Source organism: Staphylococcus sp. SUC_1.2 (genome assembly GCF_026222585.1).
Genome location: NZ_JANJPM010000025.1, coordinates 23,349 through 41,259, shown reverse-complemented (window position 1 = coordinate 41,259; position 17,911 = coordinate 23,349). Strand labels below are relative to the sequence as shown.

Sequence of the window (17,911 nt, the reverse complement as noted above, 5' to 3'; positions counted from 1 at the left end):
TTAACAAATTATTTACTTGAAGACATTAATTGTGATTTAATGCGATCAGCTTTATTTGAATGAATTAAGTTACTTTGTGAAGCTTTATCAACTGATTTGATAGCGAAGTTAACTAATTCAGCTTTGTTATCAGCATTATTGTTGATTGCTGTTTTAGCATTTTTCACAGCAGTACGCATAGCGTTTTTTTGTGAAATATTACGAGCTTCAGCGTTTTCAGTTGTTCTAACACGTTTAATAGCAGATTTAATATTTGGCATTACTGTCACCTCCTAAAAGTGATCTTAAGCATATCAAATTTTATTTTGATTACAACAAGAAATATTTTATCAAAACATACATATTTGTGCAATCATTAATTAAGTATAGTGTAATTAAAATCTGAATTAAATCATAATTAGTGTTGGAATGCACTCTTTAACACTTTATAATTAGTATGTAATCTAAATGAAAAAGTAATGTAAGTAATGAATTATTAAGCTTATGCTCAAATTTTTAATAGCACAATTAAGTTTGCAATTAAGCATTAAAAACGTTATTATATCAAAGATGTATACATATACGGGCTAATTTTATGAAAGCGAGAATGATAGGCTATGGATATGCAAGAACGCTATAACAGAAGAGAAAATATACGAAATTTTTCTATTATTGCTCATATTGATCATGGTAAATCAACATTAGCAGATAGAATTTTAGAAAATACTAAATCTGTAGAAACAAGAGAAATGCAAGATCAATTATTAGATTCAATGGATCTTGAAAGAGAACGTGGCATCACAATTAAATTAAATGCCGTGCGATTAAAATATGAAGCAAATGATGGTCAAACATATACATTTCATTTAATTGATACACCAGGGCATGTAGACTTTTCATACGAGGTTTCACGATCTTTAGCAGCATGTGAGGGTGCAATATTAGTGGTGGATGCAGCACAAGGTATTGAAGCACAAACATTAGCAAACGTATACTTAGCACTTGATAATGATCTAGAATTATTACCTGTTGTAAATAAAATTGATTTACCTGCAGCTGAACCTGAAAGAGTAAAACAAGAATTAGAAGATGTAATTGGTTTAAATCAAGACGATGTAGTACTGGCAAGTGCAAAGTCAAATATTGGTATTGAAGATATTTTAGAGAAAATTGTAGAAGTTGTCCCACCACCTGAAGGTGACCCTAGTGAACCATTGAAAGCATTAATTTTTGATTCAGAATACGACCCTTATAGAGGTGTTATTTCATCAATACGTGTGATGGAAGGCGTTGTTAAAGCTGGTGATAAAATTAAAATGATGGCTACAGGTAAAGAATTTGAAGTTAGTGAAGTAGGCATTAATACTCCTAAACAACTACCTATAGAAGAACTAACTGTAGGTGATGTAGGGTATATTATTGCAAGCATCAAAAATGTTGATGACTCACGTGTGGGTGATACAATTACTCATGCTAATAGACCAGCTGAAGCACCATTAAAAGGTTATAAAAAAATGAACCCAATGGTATATTGTGGTTTGTTCCCAATTGAAAATAAAGACTATAATGATTTAAGAGAAGCGCTTGAAAAATTACAATTAAATGACGCTTCATTAGAATTTGAACCAGAATCTTCTCAGGCTCTTGGTTTTGGTTTTAGAACAGGTTTCTTAGGAATGCTTCACATGGAAATCATTCAAGAAAGAATTGAAAGAGAATTTGGTATTGAATTGATTGCTACCGCGCCATCAGTAATTTATCAATGTATTATGAAGGATGGATCAGAGGTTACAGTAGATAATCCGGCTCAAATGCCAGAAAGAGATAAGATTGACTCAATTTATGAACCATATGTGAAAGCTACAATGATGGTTCCAAATGATTACGTTGGAGCAGTTATGGAGTTATGCCAACGTAAACGTGGACAATTTATTAATATGGATTATTTAGATGATATTAGAGTTAATATCGTATACGAGATACCACTTTCTGAAGTTGTTTTTGATTTCTTTGATCAACTTAAATCCAACACTAAAGGTTACGCTTCATTTGATTATGAATTTATTGAAAATAAAGAAAGTAACTTAGTGAAAATGGACATCCTACTTAATGGGGATAAAGTTGATGCTTTAAGCTTTATTGTCCATAAAGACTTTGCATACGAACGTGGAAAAGCATTAGTTGAAAAATTAAAAACGCTTATACCACGTCAACAATTTGAAGTACCTGTACAAGCAGCTATTGGCCAAAAAATTGTTGCAAGAACAAACATCAAATCAATGGGTAAAAATGTATTATCTAAATGTTATGGTGGGGATATTAGCCGTAAACGTAAGTTACTTGAAAAACAAAAAGCAGGTAAGGCTAAAATGAAAGCCGTTGGTAGTGTTGAAATTCCTCAAGATGCTTTCCTAGCTGTACTAAAAATGGATGATGAATAGAACATAAAAGAGGTCGAGACGAATATAAATTGGTAGATATCATAACAATAATGAATATTATTGATAAAGAAGCTACTAACTTATATTACAAAGTCTCAATCTCTTTTTTAAGTTATAAAAAGGGGTGTAACATTGGAAGTTAAAAGTGCGTACATACACATACCTTTTTGTGTGAGAATTTGTACTTATTGTGATTTCAATAAATATTTTATTGATAAACAGCCAGTAGATGAATACATTGCTGCCTTAATAAAAGAAATGTCATTTAGTAAAACAAAACAACTAGAGACAATGTACGTTGGAGGAGGCACACCCACTGCACTAAGTGAAATGCAATTAGAACGTTTATTACAAGCGATAAATTCAAAATTCTCGATAAATGGCGAATTTAGTTTTGAAGCAAATCCAGATGAACTTACTTTAAATAAAGTTAAGTTACTTAAACAGTATGGTGTTAATCGAATTTCAATGGGTGTGCAAACGTTTAAACCTGAGTTATTAAAAATATTAGGACGAACGCATAACACTCAAGATATCTATAATGCAGTAAATAATGCTAGGAAAGCTGGTATTAATTCAATAAGTCTTGATTTAATGTACCATTTACCTGAACAAACGATAGATGATTTTGCAGATAGTTTAAACCAAGCAATTAATATGGATATTGACCATATTTCAAGTTACGGTTTAATACTTGAACCAAAGACACAGTTTTATAATATGTATCGTAAAGGGAAATTGAAATTACCGAATGAAGACTTAGGCGCTGAAATGTACCAATACCTAATGAAAACATTAAATCAAACCGACTTTAAACAATATGAAATTTCCAACTTTGCTAAAACTAATCATGAATCCGATCATAATAAAGTGTATTGGTTTAATGAGGAATATTACGGATTCGGAGCAGGTGCAAGTGGATATGTTGAAGGTGAACGCTATACAAATTTAAATCCAGTTCGCCACTATATTGATGCTATTAATAATGGAAAACGACCTGTTTTAACCTCTAGTTGTCCAACCTTGAACGAAAAGATGGAAGAAGAAATGTTTTTAGGCTTGAGAATGAATCAAGGAGTCAATCGTGAACGTTTCAAGTTAAAATTTGGTCAAACATTAGATGACATATTTGGAGAAACAATATATGATTTGAAATCAAAACAACTTTTGATTGAAACGGACGGAAACATATCACTTACTGAAAGAGGAAAGGTTATAGGCAACGAAGTATTTGAAGCTTTCTTATTAAATTAATAAAAAATCCAAAAAGTAAAGCTTTAACGTTGACTTACTTTGACCAATTTGATAAATTATAATTAGCACTTAGGACAAAAGAGTGCTAATGAGGTGAAAACATGATTACACAAAGACAATTAAGCATTTTAAATGCAATTGTTGAAGATTATGTTGATTTAGGACAACCTATAGGTTCTAAAGCTTTAATTGATAGACATCATTTAGATGTCAGTCCTGCAACAATAAGGAATGAGATGAAGCAACTTGAAGATTTGAACTTTTTAGAGAAGACGCATTCTTCTTCAGGGCGTTCACCTTCCGAAGAAGGGTTTAGACTTTATGTCGATCAATTGTTAAAACAAACCTCTCGTCAAAACAAAAATAAAATACAACGTTTAAATCAACTATTAATTGAGAATCACTATGATATTTCTTCAGCATTAAGTTACTTTGCAAATGAGTTATCAATGAAATCTCATTATGCAACATTAGTTGTTCGTCCAAAACATAGTGAAGAAATGATTAATAATGTTCATTTAATTAAGGCAAATGATTCAATCATGATTTTAGTAATTATTTATAATTCTGGTCATGTTGAGCATTTTCACTTGAATTCTGCACTTGAGTTATCATCCGATAGATTAATCGCCATTTCTAATTTTATTAGTAATAATAATATAGAAATAAGCGCTAAACTATCAGATAAAATTCGTTCTTTCGCCAACTCAAATGAAGAAAATCAATTCATTAATGACATTGTTAAGATGATAAATTCTCATATTAGCAAACAAAGTAATAGCATTTTCTTAGGTGGAAAGGTTAAACTAATTGATGCGTTAAATGAATCTAATGTTTCGTCAATTCAACCAATTTTGCAATATCTAGAATCTGAAAGAATCACTGAATTACTACAGACAATTTCAACTAATGATATTAACGTTAAGATTGGAAAAGAGATTGATGAAAGCCTTAGTGATATATCGATTGTAACGAGTCAATATCACTTCGACAATTCATTGAAAGGTCAAATTGCGGTTATTGGACCTACAGCAATGCGTTATCAGAATGTGATTCAATTACTTAACCAAATATGGTGATTTTAATTGTAATTATATTGGAGGGTAAAAAATGACAGAAAAAGATGAATCAGTAAAAAGTAATTCTGAATATACTGAAGAACAAGAAGTAAAGAATGAAGACACATCAACAGTTGAAAATGTTGAAGATACTACTTCTGATAGTGATAATTCATCTAACGACAGTTCGAACGAAGAAAGTTCTGAAGAAACTGCAGTTGATCCTAAAGATGAAGAAATTCAGCAATTACAATTAAAAGCTAATGAAAATGAAGAAAAATATTTAAGATTATATGCTGAATTCGAAAATTATAAAAGACGAATTCAGAAAGAAAATGAAACAAATAAAACTTATCAATCTCAACGTGTTTTAACGGATATTTTACCAACGATTGATAATATTGAACGCGCACTACAAATTGAAGGTGATGATGAATCATTTAAATCACTTCAAAAAGGTGTTCAAATGGTACACGAAAGTTTACTAAGAGCACTTAAAGATAATGGTTTAGAAGAAATTGAATCTGAAGGTCAAGCTTTTGACCCTAACTTCCACCAGGCTGTTGTTCAAGATGATAATCCAGATTTCAAATCTGGTGATATTACTCAAGAACTACAAAAAGGTTATAAGTTAAAAGATAGAGTATTGAGACCATCTATGGTAAAAGTAAATCAATAAATTGACGAAAAATACCATATATTAAATTTTAAAATTGGAGGAATTTTATTATGAGTAAAGTAATCGGTATTGACTTAGGAACAACAAATTCATGTGTAGCTGTTTTAGAAGGCGATGAACCTAAAGTAATTCAAAACCCAGAAGGTGCTAGAACAACTCCATCAGTTGTGGCATTCAAAAATGGTGAAACACAAGTCGGTGAAGTAGCAAAACGACAAGCTATCACTAACCCAAATACTGTACAATCAATAAAACGTCATATGGGTACTGACTATAAAGTAGATATTGAAGGTAAATCTTATAAACCTCAAGAAATTTCAGCTATGGTATTACAAAACCTTAAAAACACTGCTGAAAGTTATTTAGGTGACAAAGTAGATAAAGCTGTTATTACAGTTCCTGCATATTTCAATGATGCTGAACGTCAAGCAACTAAAGATGCTGGTAAAATTGCTGGTTTAGAAGTTGAGCGTATTATCAACGAACCTACTGCAGCTGCATTAGCATACGGTTTAGATAAAACTGATCAAGATCAAAAAGTATTAGTATTCGACTTAGGTGGCGGTACTTTTGACGTATCAATTCTTGAATTAGGTGACGGTGTATTCGAAGTACTATCAACTGCAGGTGACAACAAACTTGGTGGTGATGACTTTGACCAAGTAATTATTGACTACTTAGTATCAGAATTCAAAAAAGAAAATGGCGTAGATTTATCTCAAGATAAAATGGCGTTACAACGTTTAAAAGACGCTGCAGAAAAAGCTAAAAAAGACTTATCTGGCGTTTCACAAACTCAAATTTCATTACCATTTATTTCAGCTGGTGAAAGTGGTCCATTACACTTAGAAATTAGTCTTACTCGTTCTAAATTTGAAGAATTAGCTGATTCATTAATCAGAAGAACTATGGAACCAACTCGTCAAGCATTAAAAGACGCTGGTTTATCAACTTCTGAAATTGACGAAGTTATTCTTGTAGGTGGTTCAACACGTATCCCAGCAGTTCAAGAAGCTGTTAAAAAAGAAATTGGTAAAGATCCTCATAAAGGTGTAAACCCAGACGAAGTAGTAGCAATGGGTGCTGCAATTCAAGGTGGCGTTATCACTGGTGATGTTAAAGATGTTGTGTTATTAGACGTAACACCATTATCATTAGGTATTGAAATTATGGGTGGACGTATGAATACGTTGATCGAACGTAATACTACAATCCCAACTTCAAAATCTCAAGTTTATTCAACTGCAGCTGACAATCAACCAGCAGTGGATATTCACGTATTGCAAGGTGAACGTCCAATGGCATCTGATAACAAAACTTTAGGAAGATTCCAATTAACTGACATTCCACCGGCTCCACGTGGTGTGCCACAAATCGAAGTAACATTTGATATTGATAAAAATGGTATCGTAAATGTTACTGCGAAAGACTTAGGTACTAATAAAGAACAAAATATTACTATTCAATCAAGCTCTGCGCTTTCTGATGAAGAAATCGATCGTATGGTTAAAGATGCCGAAGAAAACGCTGAAGCAGATAAAAAACGTCGTGAAGAAGTAGATTTAAGAAATGAAGCAGATAGCTTAGTATTCCAAGTTGAAAAAACAATTACTGACCTTGGCGACAATATTAGTGAAGAAGATAAATCTAATGCGGAAAGCAAAAAAGATGCTTTAAAATCTGCGCTTGAAGGACAAGACATCGAAGATATTAAAGCGAAAAAAGAAGAACTTGAAAAAGTAATTCAAGATTTATCAGCAAAAGTATATCAACAAGCTCAACAAGCTCAGCAACAAGCACAAGACGGTGCTCAACAAACTCAAAACGATAGCAATGTTGAAGATGCTGAATTTAAAGAAGTTAATGATGATGAAGATAAAAAATAATTGCTAACCGTTTGTAAAGTATGCTTTAATTAGCAAACTATTATGAATGTAAGCCAAAAAGTCAAAGTCAATTGAACATTGGCTTTGACTTTTTCTTTTATAACTTCGTTCTTTTAAACCTAGTTAATAATTAAGTTAAGGGAGAGATGATTGTGGCTAAAAGAGACTATTATGAAGTCCTAGGTGTAAGTAAAGATGCATCTAAAGATGAAATTAAAAAAGCATATCGTAAATTATCAAAAAAATATCACCCTGATATCAATAAAGAAGAGGGTGCAGATGAGAAATTTAAAGAGATTTCAGAAGCTTACGAAGTCCTAAGCGATGATAATAAAAAAGCAAATTATGACCAATTTGGTCACGACGGACCTCAAGGTGGTTTTGGTGGTCAAGGATTTAGTGGCCAAGACTTTAGTGGATTTGGTGGAGGTGGATTTGAAGACATCTTCAGTTCATTCTTTGGTGGCTCACGTCAAAGAGATCCTAATGCACCAAGAAAAGGTGATGATCTACAATATACAATGACACTAGAATTTGAAGAAGCTGTATTTGGGACTAAAAAAGAAATCTCAATTCGTAAAGATGTGACATGTCACACTTGTAATGGCGATGGTGCTAAACCAGGTACTAGTAAAAAAACATGTAGTTATTGTAATGGGGCAGGTCACGTGTCAGTTGAGCAAAATACAATTTTAGGCCGTGTACGAACGCAACAAACATGTCCAAAATGTGATGGAACAGGTCAAGAATTCGAAGAACCATGCCCAACTTGTCATGGTAAAGGTACAGAAAATAAAACAGTTAAATTAGAAGTAACTGTACCTGAAGGTGTAGATAATGACCAACAAATTAGACTTGCTGGCGAAGGAACACCAGGAGAAAACGGCGGACCACATGGCGACTTGTATGTCGTATTTAGGGTCAAACCATCTGATAAATTTGAACGTGACGGAGACGATCTTTATTACAATTTAGATGTTAGTTTCCCTCAGGCTTCTCTTGGGGATGAAATAAAAGTTCCAACACTCAATGGTAATGTTATGTTGACAATTCCTTCTGGCACTCAAACTGGTAAACAGTTCCGATTAAAAGATAAAGGTGTCAAAAATGTTCATGGATATGGTCATGGTGATTTATTTGTTAATATTAAAGTAGTTACACCTACAAAACTAACAGATAGACAAAAAGAAATAATGAGAGAGTTTGCTGAATTAAATGGTGAATCGATTGAAGAACAACCATCTAATTTTAAAGACAGAGCACGCAAATTCTTTAAAGGAGAATAACCGAATGAACTGGACAGAACTTTCGATTGTTGTAAACCATGAAGTTGAACCTTTAGTAACTGATATATTAGAAAATTATGGATCAAATGGTGTTGTAATTGAAGATTCTAATGATTTAATTAATCAACCTGCCGATAAATTCGGTGAAATTTATGAACTGAAACAAGAAGATTATCCTGAAAAAGGTGTCCGATTAAAAGCTTATTTCAACGAATTAAAGTTTGATGATTCTCTAAGAAATAAAATTAAGACAGCTGTTACTAACCTTGAAAATATTGATTCAACTGTTTTAAATTTTTCTGAGCAAACTATAGCTGAAGTAGATTGGGAGGACGAGTGGAAAAATTATTTTCATCCCTTTAGAGCCTCAGAAAAATTCACAATTGTGCCAAGTTGGGAACAATACACTAAAGAAGATGATTCTGAAATGTGTATTGAATTAGACCCAGGTATGGCATTTGGAACTGGAGATCATCCAACAACAAGCATGTGTCTAAAAGCAATTGAGACCTATGTTGATTCTGACAATTCCGTCATTGATGTTGGAACAGGTTCTGGTATATTAAGTATTGCCAGTCATTTACTTGGAGTTAAAAGAATTAAAGCTTTGGATATTGATGAATTGGCTGTTAACGTTGCTAAAGAAAACTTTGCTAAAAATCATTGTGAAGATGCAATTGAAGCTGTACCAGGAAACTTATTAAAGAATGAAACTGAAAAATTTGATATTGTTATTGCAAATATTTTAGCTCATATTATTGAAGATATGATTGAAGATGCTTATAATACTCTAAATAAAGATGGTTATTTTATAACATCAGGCATTATAGAGGAAAAACATAAACAAATATTAAATAAAATGCAAAATGTTGGATTTGATATTAAATCAGTAAATCATGACAATGGTTGGGTATGTATTGTAGGTCAGAAAGTGAGTGAATAATTTGCAAAGATACTTTATCGATCAAAACGCTGATGAAAGTCAGCGTTTTTTTATAACAAATAAAGAAGATATACATCATATTACTAATGTGATGAGAAATACAATTGGTAATCAGATTATTATAACATTTAAAGATAAAATAGTTTTTAAATCGGAAATTATTACTATTGAAAATGAATCAATTGAAATTAAACTAATAGAGCAGATTGATATCAATTCAGAGTTACCAGTACAAGTTACTATATGTAGTGGATTAATTAAAGCCGATAAATATGAATGGCTAATTCAAAAAGCTACTGAATTAGGTGCTGATAGTTTTATAGTTGTAGAAATGGACAGATCTGTAGTAAAACTTACCCCAAATAAAGTTCAAAAAAAATTAGAACGCTGGCAAAAGATTATTAAAGAGGCTGCTGAACAAAGTTATCGCTTAATTATTCCTAATATAATTTTTAAGTCGAATTTAAATGAGATTTATGATACTATTAATCATTATGACTATATCTTGTTAGCATACGAAGATGAAGCAAAACGTGGTGAAGTTAGTCTTTTTAAAGAAACCTTGAAAAAGTTTAAAACTAACGATCGTATTTTATTAATATTTGGTCCTGAAGGCGGCTTTTCAGAAAAAGAAATCACTTTATTAAATGAAACGAGTTTCAATGTTGGTTTAGGACCTCGAATTTTACGGGCAGAAACGGCGCCACTTTACGCTTTAAGTGCTATCAGTTATGAAAATGAATTAATGGGGTGAATATTATGTCAACAGTTGCGTTTCACACATTGGGTTGCAAAGTAAACCATTATGAAACTGAAGCAATTTGGCAATTATTTAAAGACGCTAATTATGACAGAGTTGATTTTGAAACTAATGCAGACGTCTTCGTAATCAACACTTGTACAGTAACAAATACTGGAGATAAAAAAAGTAGACAAATAATTAGAAGAGCAATTCGACAAAATCCAGACGCAGTGGTATGTGTGACAGGGTGTTATGCTCAGACATCTTCTGCAGAAATCATGGAAATTCCTGGCGTAGATGTAGTGGTGGGTACACAGGATAGACATAAACTATTAGACTATATCCAACAGTTCAGAGAAGAACGTCAACCAATCAATGGTGTTGGAAATATCATGAAAAATCGTACGTATGAAGAATTAGATGTACCATATTTTACTGATAGAACAAGAGCTTCACTAAAGATCCAAGAAGGGTGTAATAATTTCTGTACATTTTGTATCATACCATGGGCGCGTGGACTAATGCGTTCACGTAATCCAGAAAAAGTGGTTGAACAAGCTACTCAATTAGTTAACGCTGGTTATAAAGAAATTGTTTTAACAGGTATTCATACCGGTGGCTATGGTCAAGATTTAAAAGATTATAATTTGGCACAGTTACTCCGTGATTTAGAAGAAATTGATGGACTTGAACGAATTAGAATTTCTTCTATTGAAGCCAGTCAATTAACTGATGAGGTCATAGATGTTCTAAAACGTTCAAATAAAGTTGTTAGACATTTACATGTTCCATTACAATCAGGTTCAGATACTGTTTTAAAACGAATGAGACGTAAATATACTATGGAACATTTTTCAGAAAGAATCACGAAATTACATGATGCGCTACCAAATTTAGCTGTTACAAGCGATGTTATAGTTGGATTTCCAGGTGAAACGGAAGAAGAATTCCAAGAAACTTATGATTTTATTGTTAAACACAAATTCTCTGAATTACATGTCTTCCCTTATTCAGCTAGAATTGGTACACCTGCTGCTCGTATGGATGATCAAATTGATGAAACTATCAAAAATGAACGTGTGCATAAATTAATCACGTTAAGTGATCAATTAGCTAAAGAATATGCCTCTAAATTTGAAGATGAAGTTTTAGAAGTTATTCCTGAAGAAGCTGGTGAGATAGAAGGAACATTGGTGGGATATGCTGACAACTATATGAAAGTACAATTTGAAGGCAATGACTCTTTAATCGGTCAAATTGTAAAAGTAAAAATCGCTAAAGCTGATTATCCTATTAATAAAGGTAAAGTCGTGAGAATTGTGGAACACGCAACGAACAAATCTGAAGAAGGTGTATTATTATAATTTTTAAAATTTATAATAATTTGGAATTGACCATAATAAATTCATATATTATACTAAGTAAAGCATAGTTGTATCTTACTATGCAATGACTTTAAAGTTCCGTTGATATTTGGAGGGAGGGAAATACAGATGTCTAAAACAGTAGTACGTAAAAATGAATCACTTGAAGATGCATTACGTAGATTTAAACGTTCAGTATCTAAAAGTGGTACTATCCAAGAAGTACGTAAACGTGAATTTTACGAAAAACCAAGTGTTAAACGTAAAAAGAAATCAGAAGCAGCACGTAAACGTAAATTCAAATAATTAATAACTCTGTTGACTCCCTCAACAAGAATATTAATTATATATATGCTCTCGATTAGTTAAACTAGTCGAGAGCTTTTTTATGTTAAAGATTCTACTATCACTATTATAACTAAGTGTATTCATGTATAATCGAAATTGAGAGCGAGGTGAAATTGTGAACTATTTCAATGCAATACATACAGTTATCAATTCCATTTTAACTACTAATAATTTATTCAATAATCTATCTCAGATTGTAACGAGTCCATTAATATCACTTATATTAACGTGTATCATTTTTTTAGGCTTTTTATATCAATTGTATTCGAAGCGTATTAATTTTGCAGGAATTATCGCAATGCTTGCACTTTTAATTCTCTTCCTCGGCTTTTTAATTAACGGTGATGTTAATCTTATTTCTGTATTGCTATTCTTCGTTGGAGCAATACTCGTTATTATCGAATTATTTGTCATTGGCGCAATCATAGGTATTATTGGCATATCATTGATTATACTTAGCATCATTATGTTAGGAGATAACATTCTTCTAATGCTATTAAATGTTGTGATTGCATCAATATTGGCAATTATTGAATGGGTGATATTAGTGAAATGGTTTAAAAGGAAAATTCCATTTTTAGATAAAGTTGTGTTAAAAGATTCTACTAATTCAGAAGCAGGATATAGATCTCACGATGATCGTTCTCATTTAGTTGGTCAAACAGCTCGTACTGTGACAGATTTAAGACCTGCAGGAATTATAACGCTTGATAATGAAAGAATAGATGCCGTATCAGATGGCGCTTTTATTTTAAGAAATAAGGAAGTTAAAATTCTTGAGGTAGAAGGATCTAGAGTTGTTGTTAGAGAAATTGAAAATACATAGAGGAGTGGTTAAATGTTTGGATTAGGCATTATAGTTATAGCAGTTATCATTGTTATTGCTTTACTAGTGTTATTCTCATTTGTCCCAGTAGGACTTTGGATATCAGCAATTGCTGCTGGAGTTAAAGTAGGTATTGGAACATTAGTAGGTATGAGATTACGTCGAGTATCACCGCGTAAGGTAATTGGTCCATTAATTAAAGCACATAAAGCAGGTTTGAACCTTACAACAAATCAATTAGAATCACATTACTTAGCAGGTGGTAATGTAGATAGAGTAGTCGACGCTAATATTGCTGCTCAACGTGCAGATATTAACTTACCATTCGAACGTGGTGCAGCTATTGACTTAGCTGGACGTGACGTTCTTGAAGCAGTTCAAATGTCTGTAAACCCTAAAGTAATTGAGACACCGTTTATTACTGGTGTTGCAATGAACGGTATAGAAGTAAAAGCGAAAGCTAGAATTACTGTACGTGCAAACATCTCTCGTTTAGTTGGTGGTTCCGGAGAAGAAACAATCATTGCTCGTGTAGGTGAAGGTATTGTTTCTACTATTGGTTCAAGTGAGCATCATACACAAGTACTTGAGAACCCTGATAACATTTCTAAGACTGTCTTAAGTAAAGGTCTTGATTCAGGTACAGCCTTCGAAATTTTATCTATTGATATCGCTGACGTAGATATTGGCAAAAATATCGGTGCTGACTTACAAACAGAACAAGCACTTGCAGATAAGAATATTGCACAAGCTAAAGCTGAAGAACGTCGTGCTATGGCCGTAGCTTCTGAACAAGAAATGAAAGCGCGTGTTCAAGAAATGCGTGCTAAAGTGGTTGAAGCAGAATCTGAAGTTCCACTTGCGATGGCAGAAGCATTACGTGAAGGCAATTTGGGTGTCAAAGATTACTACAATTTAAAAAACGTAGAGGCTGACACTGGCATGAGAAATGCGATAAACAAACGTACTGAACAAAATGAAGATGAATCACCAAAGTAAAATTTAAGGGGTGATTAGATGAATATTGGTATTATAATTTTTATAATATCCATAATTGTTACAGGTATTAGTGCGATGAGGGATAAAAGTCATGAACATAGAAAAAATCAAAGACCCCCTCATCCAAAAAAGTCAACTTCTGACAAAAAAGAAACTCATGAAAAAGGGTTTTTTGAGCAAATTGAAGAAGCATTTAGTGAGTTAGAAAAGGAATTTACAAACGAAGATAAAACAACTAACCAACAAAAGAAAGATAAACAAACTAACACTAAACGTGTTTATCAGGATCAAAAACTTGAAAAAGAAATCGAAAAAGAGAGCGTACCAGAGGAATTAGAGCGTTCTGCAAGACAACGTGGCAGAGTTGAAAGAGAAACACGTCAATCTGCCAATTCACGCGAGAGCAATAGAGACTCGAATAAACTTCAAAAAGAATTAGAAAAACAACTTGTAGACGATTTATATAACGTACGTACAGAAATCGACCGTGAAAAAGAAAAACAACTTTCTAGAATTGAAAATAATGCAAGAGCTATTATCAATGATAAAAATCTATCTGAACGTACCAAACGCTATAGATTAAAACAATTGTTAAATAGTAAAGCAATAGAACAAGATATGACACATCAAAGTTTTCAGTTTGATAATGATCCTGTTGTAAATGGTATTCTATGGCAAGAAATTCTCAATAAACCTAAACAATTATAATTTGAAGAAATGTTATTATTTTATAATTAAAGATTATATTTAACCCGAATTTCATTTTTAAATGATTTTCGGGTTGTTTTATTTAATTAAAAAGAAAAGGCTCATATTACAATTTAATAAATCAGCACATAAAGCCAATTAAATTTGTATACTTTAACAGACTTTAGTAAAATTTAAATGAAAGTAAATTTACTAAACTCAATTAAGTTTTATTTTTTTGAAGATTAACAAATCATGTTTAATTTTTGAATCTTAAGTGAAACTGATATAATCAAAAGATTTTACATTGTTTAAGTGAAAAGGAGCGCTTGTATGCCAGGAATAATTCAAATAGACGATATTAACCATTCTCAAGCATTAATTGGTAATAATGATGAACATATTAATGCGATTGAGGAGGCATTTGATGTCGAAATACATGCTCGTGGCCAAGAAATAGCAGTCAAAGGCCAAAAAATAGAGCCTGTAGAAAAGTCAGAATTAGTTCTTAAAAATTTATTAAAAGTAATTGAAATGGGTAACACAATTACATTAAAAGATGTAGAAGCTGCAATAAAAATGGCTAAAAATGATACAATACATCACCTTATTGATTTATATGACGAAGAAATTACAAAAGATGCTTACGGAAAAACTATTAGAGCAAAAACTATGGGACAAAGACTATATGTTAATGCAATGAAGAATAATGACTTAGTCTTTGGCATTGGGCCTGCAGGTACTGGTAAAACTTTTTTAGCAGTGGTATATGCAGCTAAACAACTAAGAAAGGGCTCAGTAAAACGTATTGTATTAACAAGACCAGCTGTAGAAGCAGGAGAGTCTCTTGGATTTTTACCCGGTGATTTAAAAGAAAAAGTAGACCCTTATTTAAGACCTCTTTATGACGGATTAAACACTGTATTAGGAAGAGAACAAACTGCCCGATTTATAGAGAGAGGTACTATTGAAATTGCGCCTTTAGCCTATATGCGTGGTCGTACACTTGATGATGCGTTTGTAATTTTAGATGAAGCTCAAAATACAACGCATGCTCAAATGAAAATGTTCTTAACACGACTTGGGTTTAGTTCTAAAATGGTAGTAACAGGAGATCAAACTCAAATCGATTTACCAAAAGGTGTTAAAAGTGGATTAAAAGAAGCTGTCAAAAAATTACATGGTGTCAAAGGAATTAATATTATGCAATTAGATCAAAGTGATGTTGTAAGACACCCATTAGTAAGTAAAATAATTGATCGCTATGAAGGAGACATTTAAATGTTTACAATTGATTTTAATGATCATACAGACCTGGTAAATGAATCTTGGTATCATCAGATTGAAGATTTACTAAATTTTGCTAAAGAACAAGAGCAAATTAACGAGGATGCTGAACTTTCAGTCACATTCGTAGATAAAAATGAAATTCAAGAAATAAATAAAACTTATCGCGATAAAGATAAAGTAACAGATGTTATTTCATTCGCTCTTGAAGAAGACGAACCAGAAATTGTTGGACTAGATATGCCTAGAGTTCTTGGTGATATTATTATCTGCACTAATGTAGCTGAAGAGCAAGCTGACTCATTTGGGCATTCATTTGAAAGAGAACTTGGATTTTTAGCGCTTCATGGATTTTTACATTTATTAGGTTATGATCATATGAATGAAGAAGATGAGAAAGTAATGTTTAGCCGTCAAGACACTATACTAAACGCATATGGATTGACTAGAGATTAAACATATTAAACGTTTTAAACATACGTATGATGGGTTAAAAACGCTTCTTCTAAAAGATCATAATTATTTACTACATATCATTATTGCTTTTATAACAATTATTTTAGGTTATATTTATCAATTGAGTGCTATAGAATGGTTATTTATATTATTAGCCATCTTTTTAGTATTAACCTTAGAAGCAGTTAATACTGCAATTGAATGTGTAGTTGATTTAGTTACAATGGATTATCATGAACTTGCTAAACAAGCTAAAGATATTGCCGCATTTAGTGTTATGTTGGTATCAATATTTGCTTTAATAACTGGATTAGTTGTATTTTTACCTCATATTTTCTAACTATAAAGGGGATGTTTAAATGACTTATCAATCACATTATTTTCAAGAAGCTAGAGAGGCTCAGAGCCGTGCGTATGTACCATATAGCAACTTTAAAGTAGGTGCTTATTTAAAGACCAAAGACGGCCGTACGTTCTATGGCGCTAATGTTGAAAATGCAGCTTACCCTGCTACCATTTGTGCTGAACGTTCTAGTTTAGTGGCCGCAATTTCTGAAGGTTATCGACCTGGAGATTTTGAATCAATAACAGTAACTGTTGATTCTGAAAAACCTTCTTCTCCTTGCGGAACTTGTAGACAGGTACTTAAAGAATTATGCGATGATGATATGCCGGTATATATGACAAACCATAAAGGGGAATTACTTGAGTCAACTGTGGGTGATTTATTACCACATGGCTTTTCAGGAAAGGATTTAGAATAAATGACAGAACATAAGTCAGGATTTGTATCAATAATAGGAAGACCGAATGTAGGAAAATCTACATTTATGAATAGAGTTATTGGCCATAAAATTGCAATTATGTCCGACAAGGCTCAAACAACTCGAAATAAAATTCAAGGTGTAATGACTAGAAATGATGCGCAAATCATATTTTTAGACACACCAGGTATTCATAAGCCTAAACACAAATTAGGTGATTATATGATGCGTGTTGCAAAAAATACTCTATCTGAAATTGATGCAATCATGTTCATGGTTAACGTCAATGAAGAAATTGGTCGTGGCGATGAATATATCATGGAAATGCTAAAGAATGTTAAGACACCCGTTTTCTTAGTATTAAATAAAATCGATTTAGTTCATCCTGATGCTTTAATGCCAAGAATAGAACAATATCAAAAATACATGAATTTTACTGAAATTGTACCAATATCTGCATTAGAAGGACTAAATGTCGACCATTTTATAGATGTGCTAAAAACATATTTACCTGAAGGTCCAAAATACTATCCGGATGATCAAATCTCAGATCACCCTGAACAGTTTGTAGTCAGTGAAATCATACGTGAGAAAATTTTACATTTAACTAGTGAAGAAATCCCGCATGCAATAGGCGTAAATGTAGATAGAATGATTAAAGAAAATGACGAGCGTGTTAGAGTTGAAGCTACTATTTATGTTGAGAGAGACTCACAAAAAGGTATTGTTATCGGTAAAGGCGGCAAAAAACTAAAAGAAGTCGGTAAAAGAGCAAGACATGATATTGAAATGTTACTAGGCTCAAAAGTTTATTTAGAACTTTGGGTAAAAGTTCAAAAAGATTGGAGAAATAAAGTTAATTTTATTCGTCAAATGGGATATATTGAAGATCAAGATTAAACATATTTGATT

General features: G+C 32.3%; 19 protein-coding genes. 18 read left to right on the top strand and 1 reads right to left on the bottom strand.

The genetic code is table 11. From position 1 onward, the window contains the following. Positions 1-8 precede the first annotated feature (8 nt). Positions 9-260 carry a 30S ribosomal protein S20 gene (rpsT, locus tag NR218_RS09370; protein WP_011275628.1) on the bottom strand — a complete coding sequence of 84 codons (252 nt, stop codon included), beginning with the start codon at positions 258-260 and terminating at the stop codon, positions 9-11. Positions 261-596: 336 nt separating this feature from the next. Here rpsT and lepA point away from each other — a divergent pair, with 336 nt between their 5' ends. The 18 genes from lepA to era all read left to right on the top strand — a co-directional run bounded on the left by lepA (position 597) and on the right by era (position 17,899). Beyond that, a complete protein-coding gene (gene lepA, locus NR218_RS09365) occupies positions 597-2,420 on the top strand; it encodes a translation elongation factor 4 (protein ID WP_011275629.1) in 1,824 nt (607 codons plus the stop codon). A gap of 132 nt (positions 2,421-2,552) precedes the next feature. Continuing rightward, positions 2,553-3,674 carry a radical SAM family heme chaperone HemW gene (gene hemW, locus NR218_RS09360; RefSeq protein WP_011275630.1) on the top strand — a complete coding sequence of 374 codons (1,122 nt, stop codon included), beginning with the start codon at positions 2,553-2,555 and terminating at the stop codon, positions 3,672-3,674. 101 nt (positions 3,675-3,775) lie between these two features. After that, the gene (gene hrcA / locus NR218_RS09355) at positions 3,776-4,753 is read left to right on the top strand and encodes a heat-inducible transcriptional repressor HrcA (RefSeq protein ID WP_011275631.1); all 978 of its coding nucleotides are present in this window, start codon (positions 3,776-3,778) and stop codon (positions 4,751-4,753) included. Positions 4,754-4,784: 31 nt separating this feature from the next. Further along, entirely contained in the window at positions 4,785-5,411 is a 627-nt protein-coding gene (gene grpE, locus NR218_RS09350) for a nucleotide exchange factor GrpE (protein ID WP_011275632.1), read from the top strand. A 50-nt stretch (positions 5,412-5,461) separates the two neighbouring features. After that, entirely contained in the window at positions 5,462-7,297 is a 1,836-nt protein-coding gene (gene dnaK, locus NR218_RS09345) for a molecular chaperone DnaK (RefSeq protein WP_037558181.1), read from the top strand. Between the two features lie 152 nt (positions 7,298-7,449). After that, complete coding sequence (gene dnaJ, locus NR218_RS09340) at positions 7,450-8,583, top strand: molecular chaperone DnaJ (RefSeq protein ID WP_029376661.1); 1,134 nt, start codon at positions 7,450-7,452, stop codon at positions 8,581-8,583. A gap of 4 nt (positions 8,584-8,587) precedes the next feature. Beyond that, on the top strand, positions 8,588-9,526 hold the full coding sequence (prmA, locus tag NR218_RS09335; RefSeq protein WP_059776561.1) for a 50S ribosomal protein L11 methyltransferase: 939 nt from the start codon (positions 8,588-8,590) through the stop codon (positions 9,524-9,526). Position 9,527: 1 nt separating this feature from the next. Continuing rightward, positions 9,528-10,280, top strand: a complete 753-nt coding sequence (locus tag NR218_RS09330) for a 16S rRNA (uracil(1498)-N(3))-methyltransferase (protein ID WP_011275636.1) — start codon at positions 9,528-9,530, stop codon at positions 10,278-10,280. A 5-nt stretch (positions 10,281-10,285) separates the two neighbouring features. Beyond that, positions 10,286-11,632, top strand: a complete 1,347-nt coding sequence (gene mtaB / locus NR218_RS09325; protein WP_033080110.1) for a tRNA (N(6)-L-threonylcarbamoyladenosine(37)-C(2))-methylthiotransferase MtaB — start codon at positions 10,286-10,288, stop codon at positions 11,630-11,632. A 129-nt stretch (positions 11,633-11,761) separates the two neighbouring features. After that, positions 11,762-11,938 carry a 30S ribosomal protein S21 gene (gene rpsU / locus NR218_RS09320; RefSeq protein WP_000048060.1) on the top strand — a complete coding sequence of 59 codons (177 nt, stop codon included), beginning with the start codon at positions 11,762-11,764 and terminating at the stop codon, positions 11,936-11,938. A 157-nt stretch (positions 11,939-12,095) separates the two neighbouring features. Beyond that, on the top strand, positions 12,096-12,806 hold the full coding sequence (locus NR218_RS09315; protein WP_011275638.1) for an NfeD family protein: 711 nt from the start codon (positions 12,096-12,098) through the stop codon (positions 12,804-12,806). Positions 12,807-12,818: 12 nt separating this feature from the next. Next, positions 12,819-13,805: a flotillin-like protein FloA gene (gene floA, locus NR218_RS09310; RefSeq protein ID WP_011275639.1), complete on the top strand. Its 987-nt coding sequence runs from the start codon at positions 12,819-12,821 to the stop codon at positions 13,803-13,805. An 18-nt stretch (positions 13,806-13,823) separates the two neighbouring features. Beyond that, entirely contained in the window at positions 13,824-14,513 is a 690-nt protein-coding gene (locus NR218_RS09305; RefSeq protein ID WP_016931117.1) for a hypothetical protein, read from the top strand. A gap of 312 nt (positions 14,514-14,825) precedes the next feature. After that, complete coding sequence (locus NR218_RS09300; RefSeq protein WP_011275641.1) at positions 14,826-15,773, top strand: PhoH family protein; 948 nt, start codon at positions 14,826-14,828, stop codon at positions 15,771-15,773. After that, positions 15,774-16,235: an rRNA maturation RNase YbeY gene (ybeY, locus tag NR218_RS09295; RefSeq protein WP_011275642.1), complete on the top strand. Its 462-nt coding sequence runs from the start codon at positions 15,774-15,776 to the stop codon at positions 16,233-16,235. A gap of 4 nt (positions 16,236-16,239) precedes the next feature. After that, the gene (locus NR218_RS09290) at positions 16,240-16,575 is read left to right on the top strand and encodes a diacylglycerol kinase family protein (protein ID WP_029376660.1); all 336 of its coding nucleotides are present in this window, start codon (positions 16,240-16,242) and stop codon (positions 16,573-16,575) included. A 19-nt stretch (positions 16,576-16,594) separates the two neighbouring features. After that, a complete protein-coding gene (gene cdd, locus NR218_RS09285; protein ID WP_011275644.1) occupies positions 16,595-16,999 on the top strand; it encodes a cytidine deaminase in 405 nt (134 codons plus the stop codon). Further along, a complete protein-coding gene (era, locus tag NR218_RS09280; protein WP_011275645.1) occupies positions 17,000-17,899 on the top strand; it encodes a GTPase Era in 900 nt (299 codons plus the stop codon). Positions 17,900-17,911: the final 12 nt, after the last annotated feature.

What these genes read in the sequence shown, in the direction of transcription:
- rpsT (WP_011275628.1), bottom strand. Translation starts at nt 260, where the DNA reads ATGCCAAATATTAAATCTGCTATTAAACGTGTTAGAACAACTGAAAAC.
- lepA (WP_011275629.1), top strand. Translation starts at nt 597, where the DNA reads ATGGATATGCAAGAACGCTATAACAGAAGAGAAAATATACGAAATTTT.
- hrcA (WP_011275631.1), top strand. Translation starts at nt 3,776, where the DNA reads ATGATTACACAAAGACAATTAAGCATTTTAAATGCAATTGTTGAAGAT.
- grpE (WP_011275632.1), top strand. Translation starts at nt 4,785, where the DNA reads ATGACAGAAAAAGATGAATCAGTAAAAAGTAATTCTGAATATACTGAA.
- dnaK (WP_037558181.1), top strand. Translation starts at nt 5,462, where the DNA reads ATGAGTAAAGTAATCGGTATTGACTTAGGAACAACAAATTCATGTGTA.
- prmA (WP_059776561.1), top strand. Translation starts at nt 8,588, where the DNA reads ATGAACTGGACAGAACTTTCGATTGTTGTAAACCATGAAGTTGAACCT.
- mtaB (WP_033080110.1), top strand. Translation starts at nt 10,286, where the DNA reads ATGTCAACAGTTGCGTTTCACACATTGGGTTGCAAAGTAAACCATTAT.
- rpsU (WP_000048060.1), top strand. Translation starts at nt 11,762, where the DNA reads ATGTCTAAAACAGTAGTACGTAAAAATGAATCACTTGAAGATGCATTA.
- floA (WP_011275639.1), top strand. Translation starts at nt 12,819, where the DNA reads ATGTTTGGATTAGGCATTATAGTTATAGCAGTTATCATTGTTATTGCT.
- NR218_RS09305 (WP_016931117.1), top strand. Translation starts at nt 13,824, where the DNA reads ATGAATATTGGTATTATAATTTTTATAATATCCATAATTGTTACAGGT.
- NR218_RS09300 (WP_011275641.1), top strand. Translation starts at nt 14,826, where the DNA reads ATGCCAGGAATAATTCAAATAGACGATATTAACCATTCTCAAGCATTA.
- ybeY (WP_011275642.1), top strand. Translation starts at nt 15,774, where the DNA reads ATGTTTACAATTGATTTTAATGATCATACAGACCTGGTAAATGAATCT.
- cdd (WP_011275644.1), top strand. Translation starts at nt 16,595, where the DNA reads ATGACTTATCAATCACATTATTTTCAAGAAGCTAGAGAGGCTCAGAGC.
- era (WP_011275645.1), top strand. Translation starts at nt 17,000, where the DNA reads ATGACAGAACATAAGTCAGGATTTGTATCAATAATAGGAAGACCGAAT.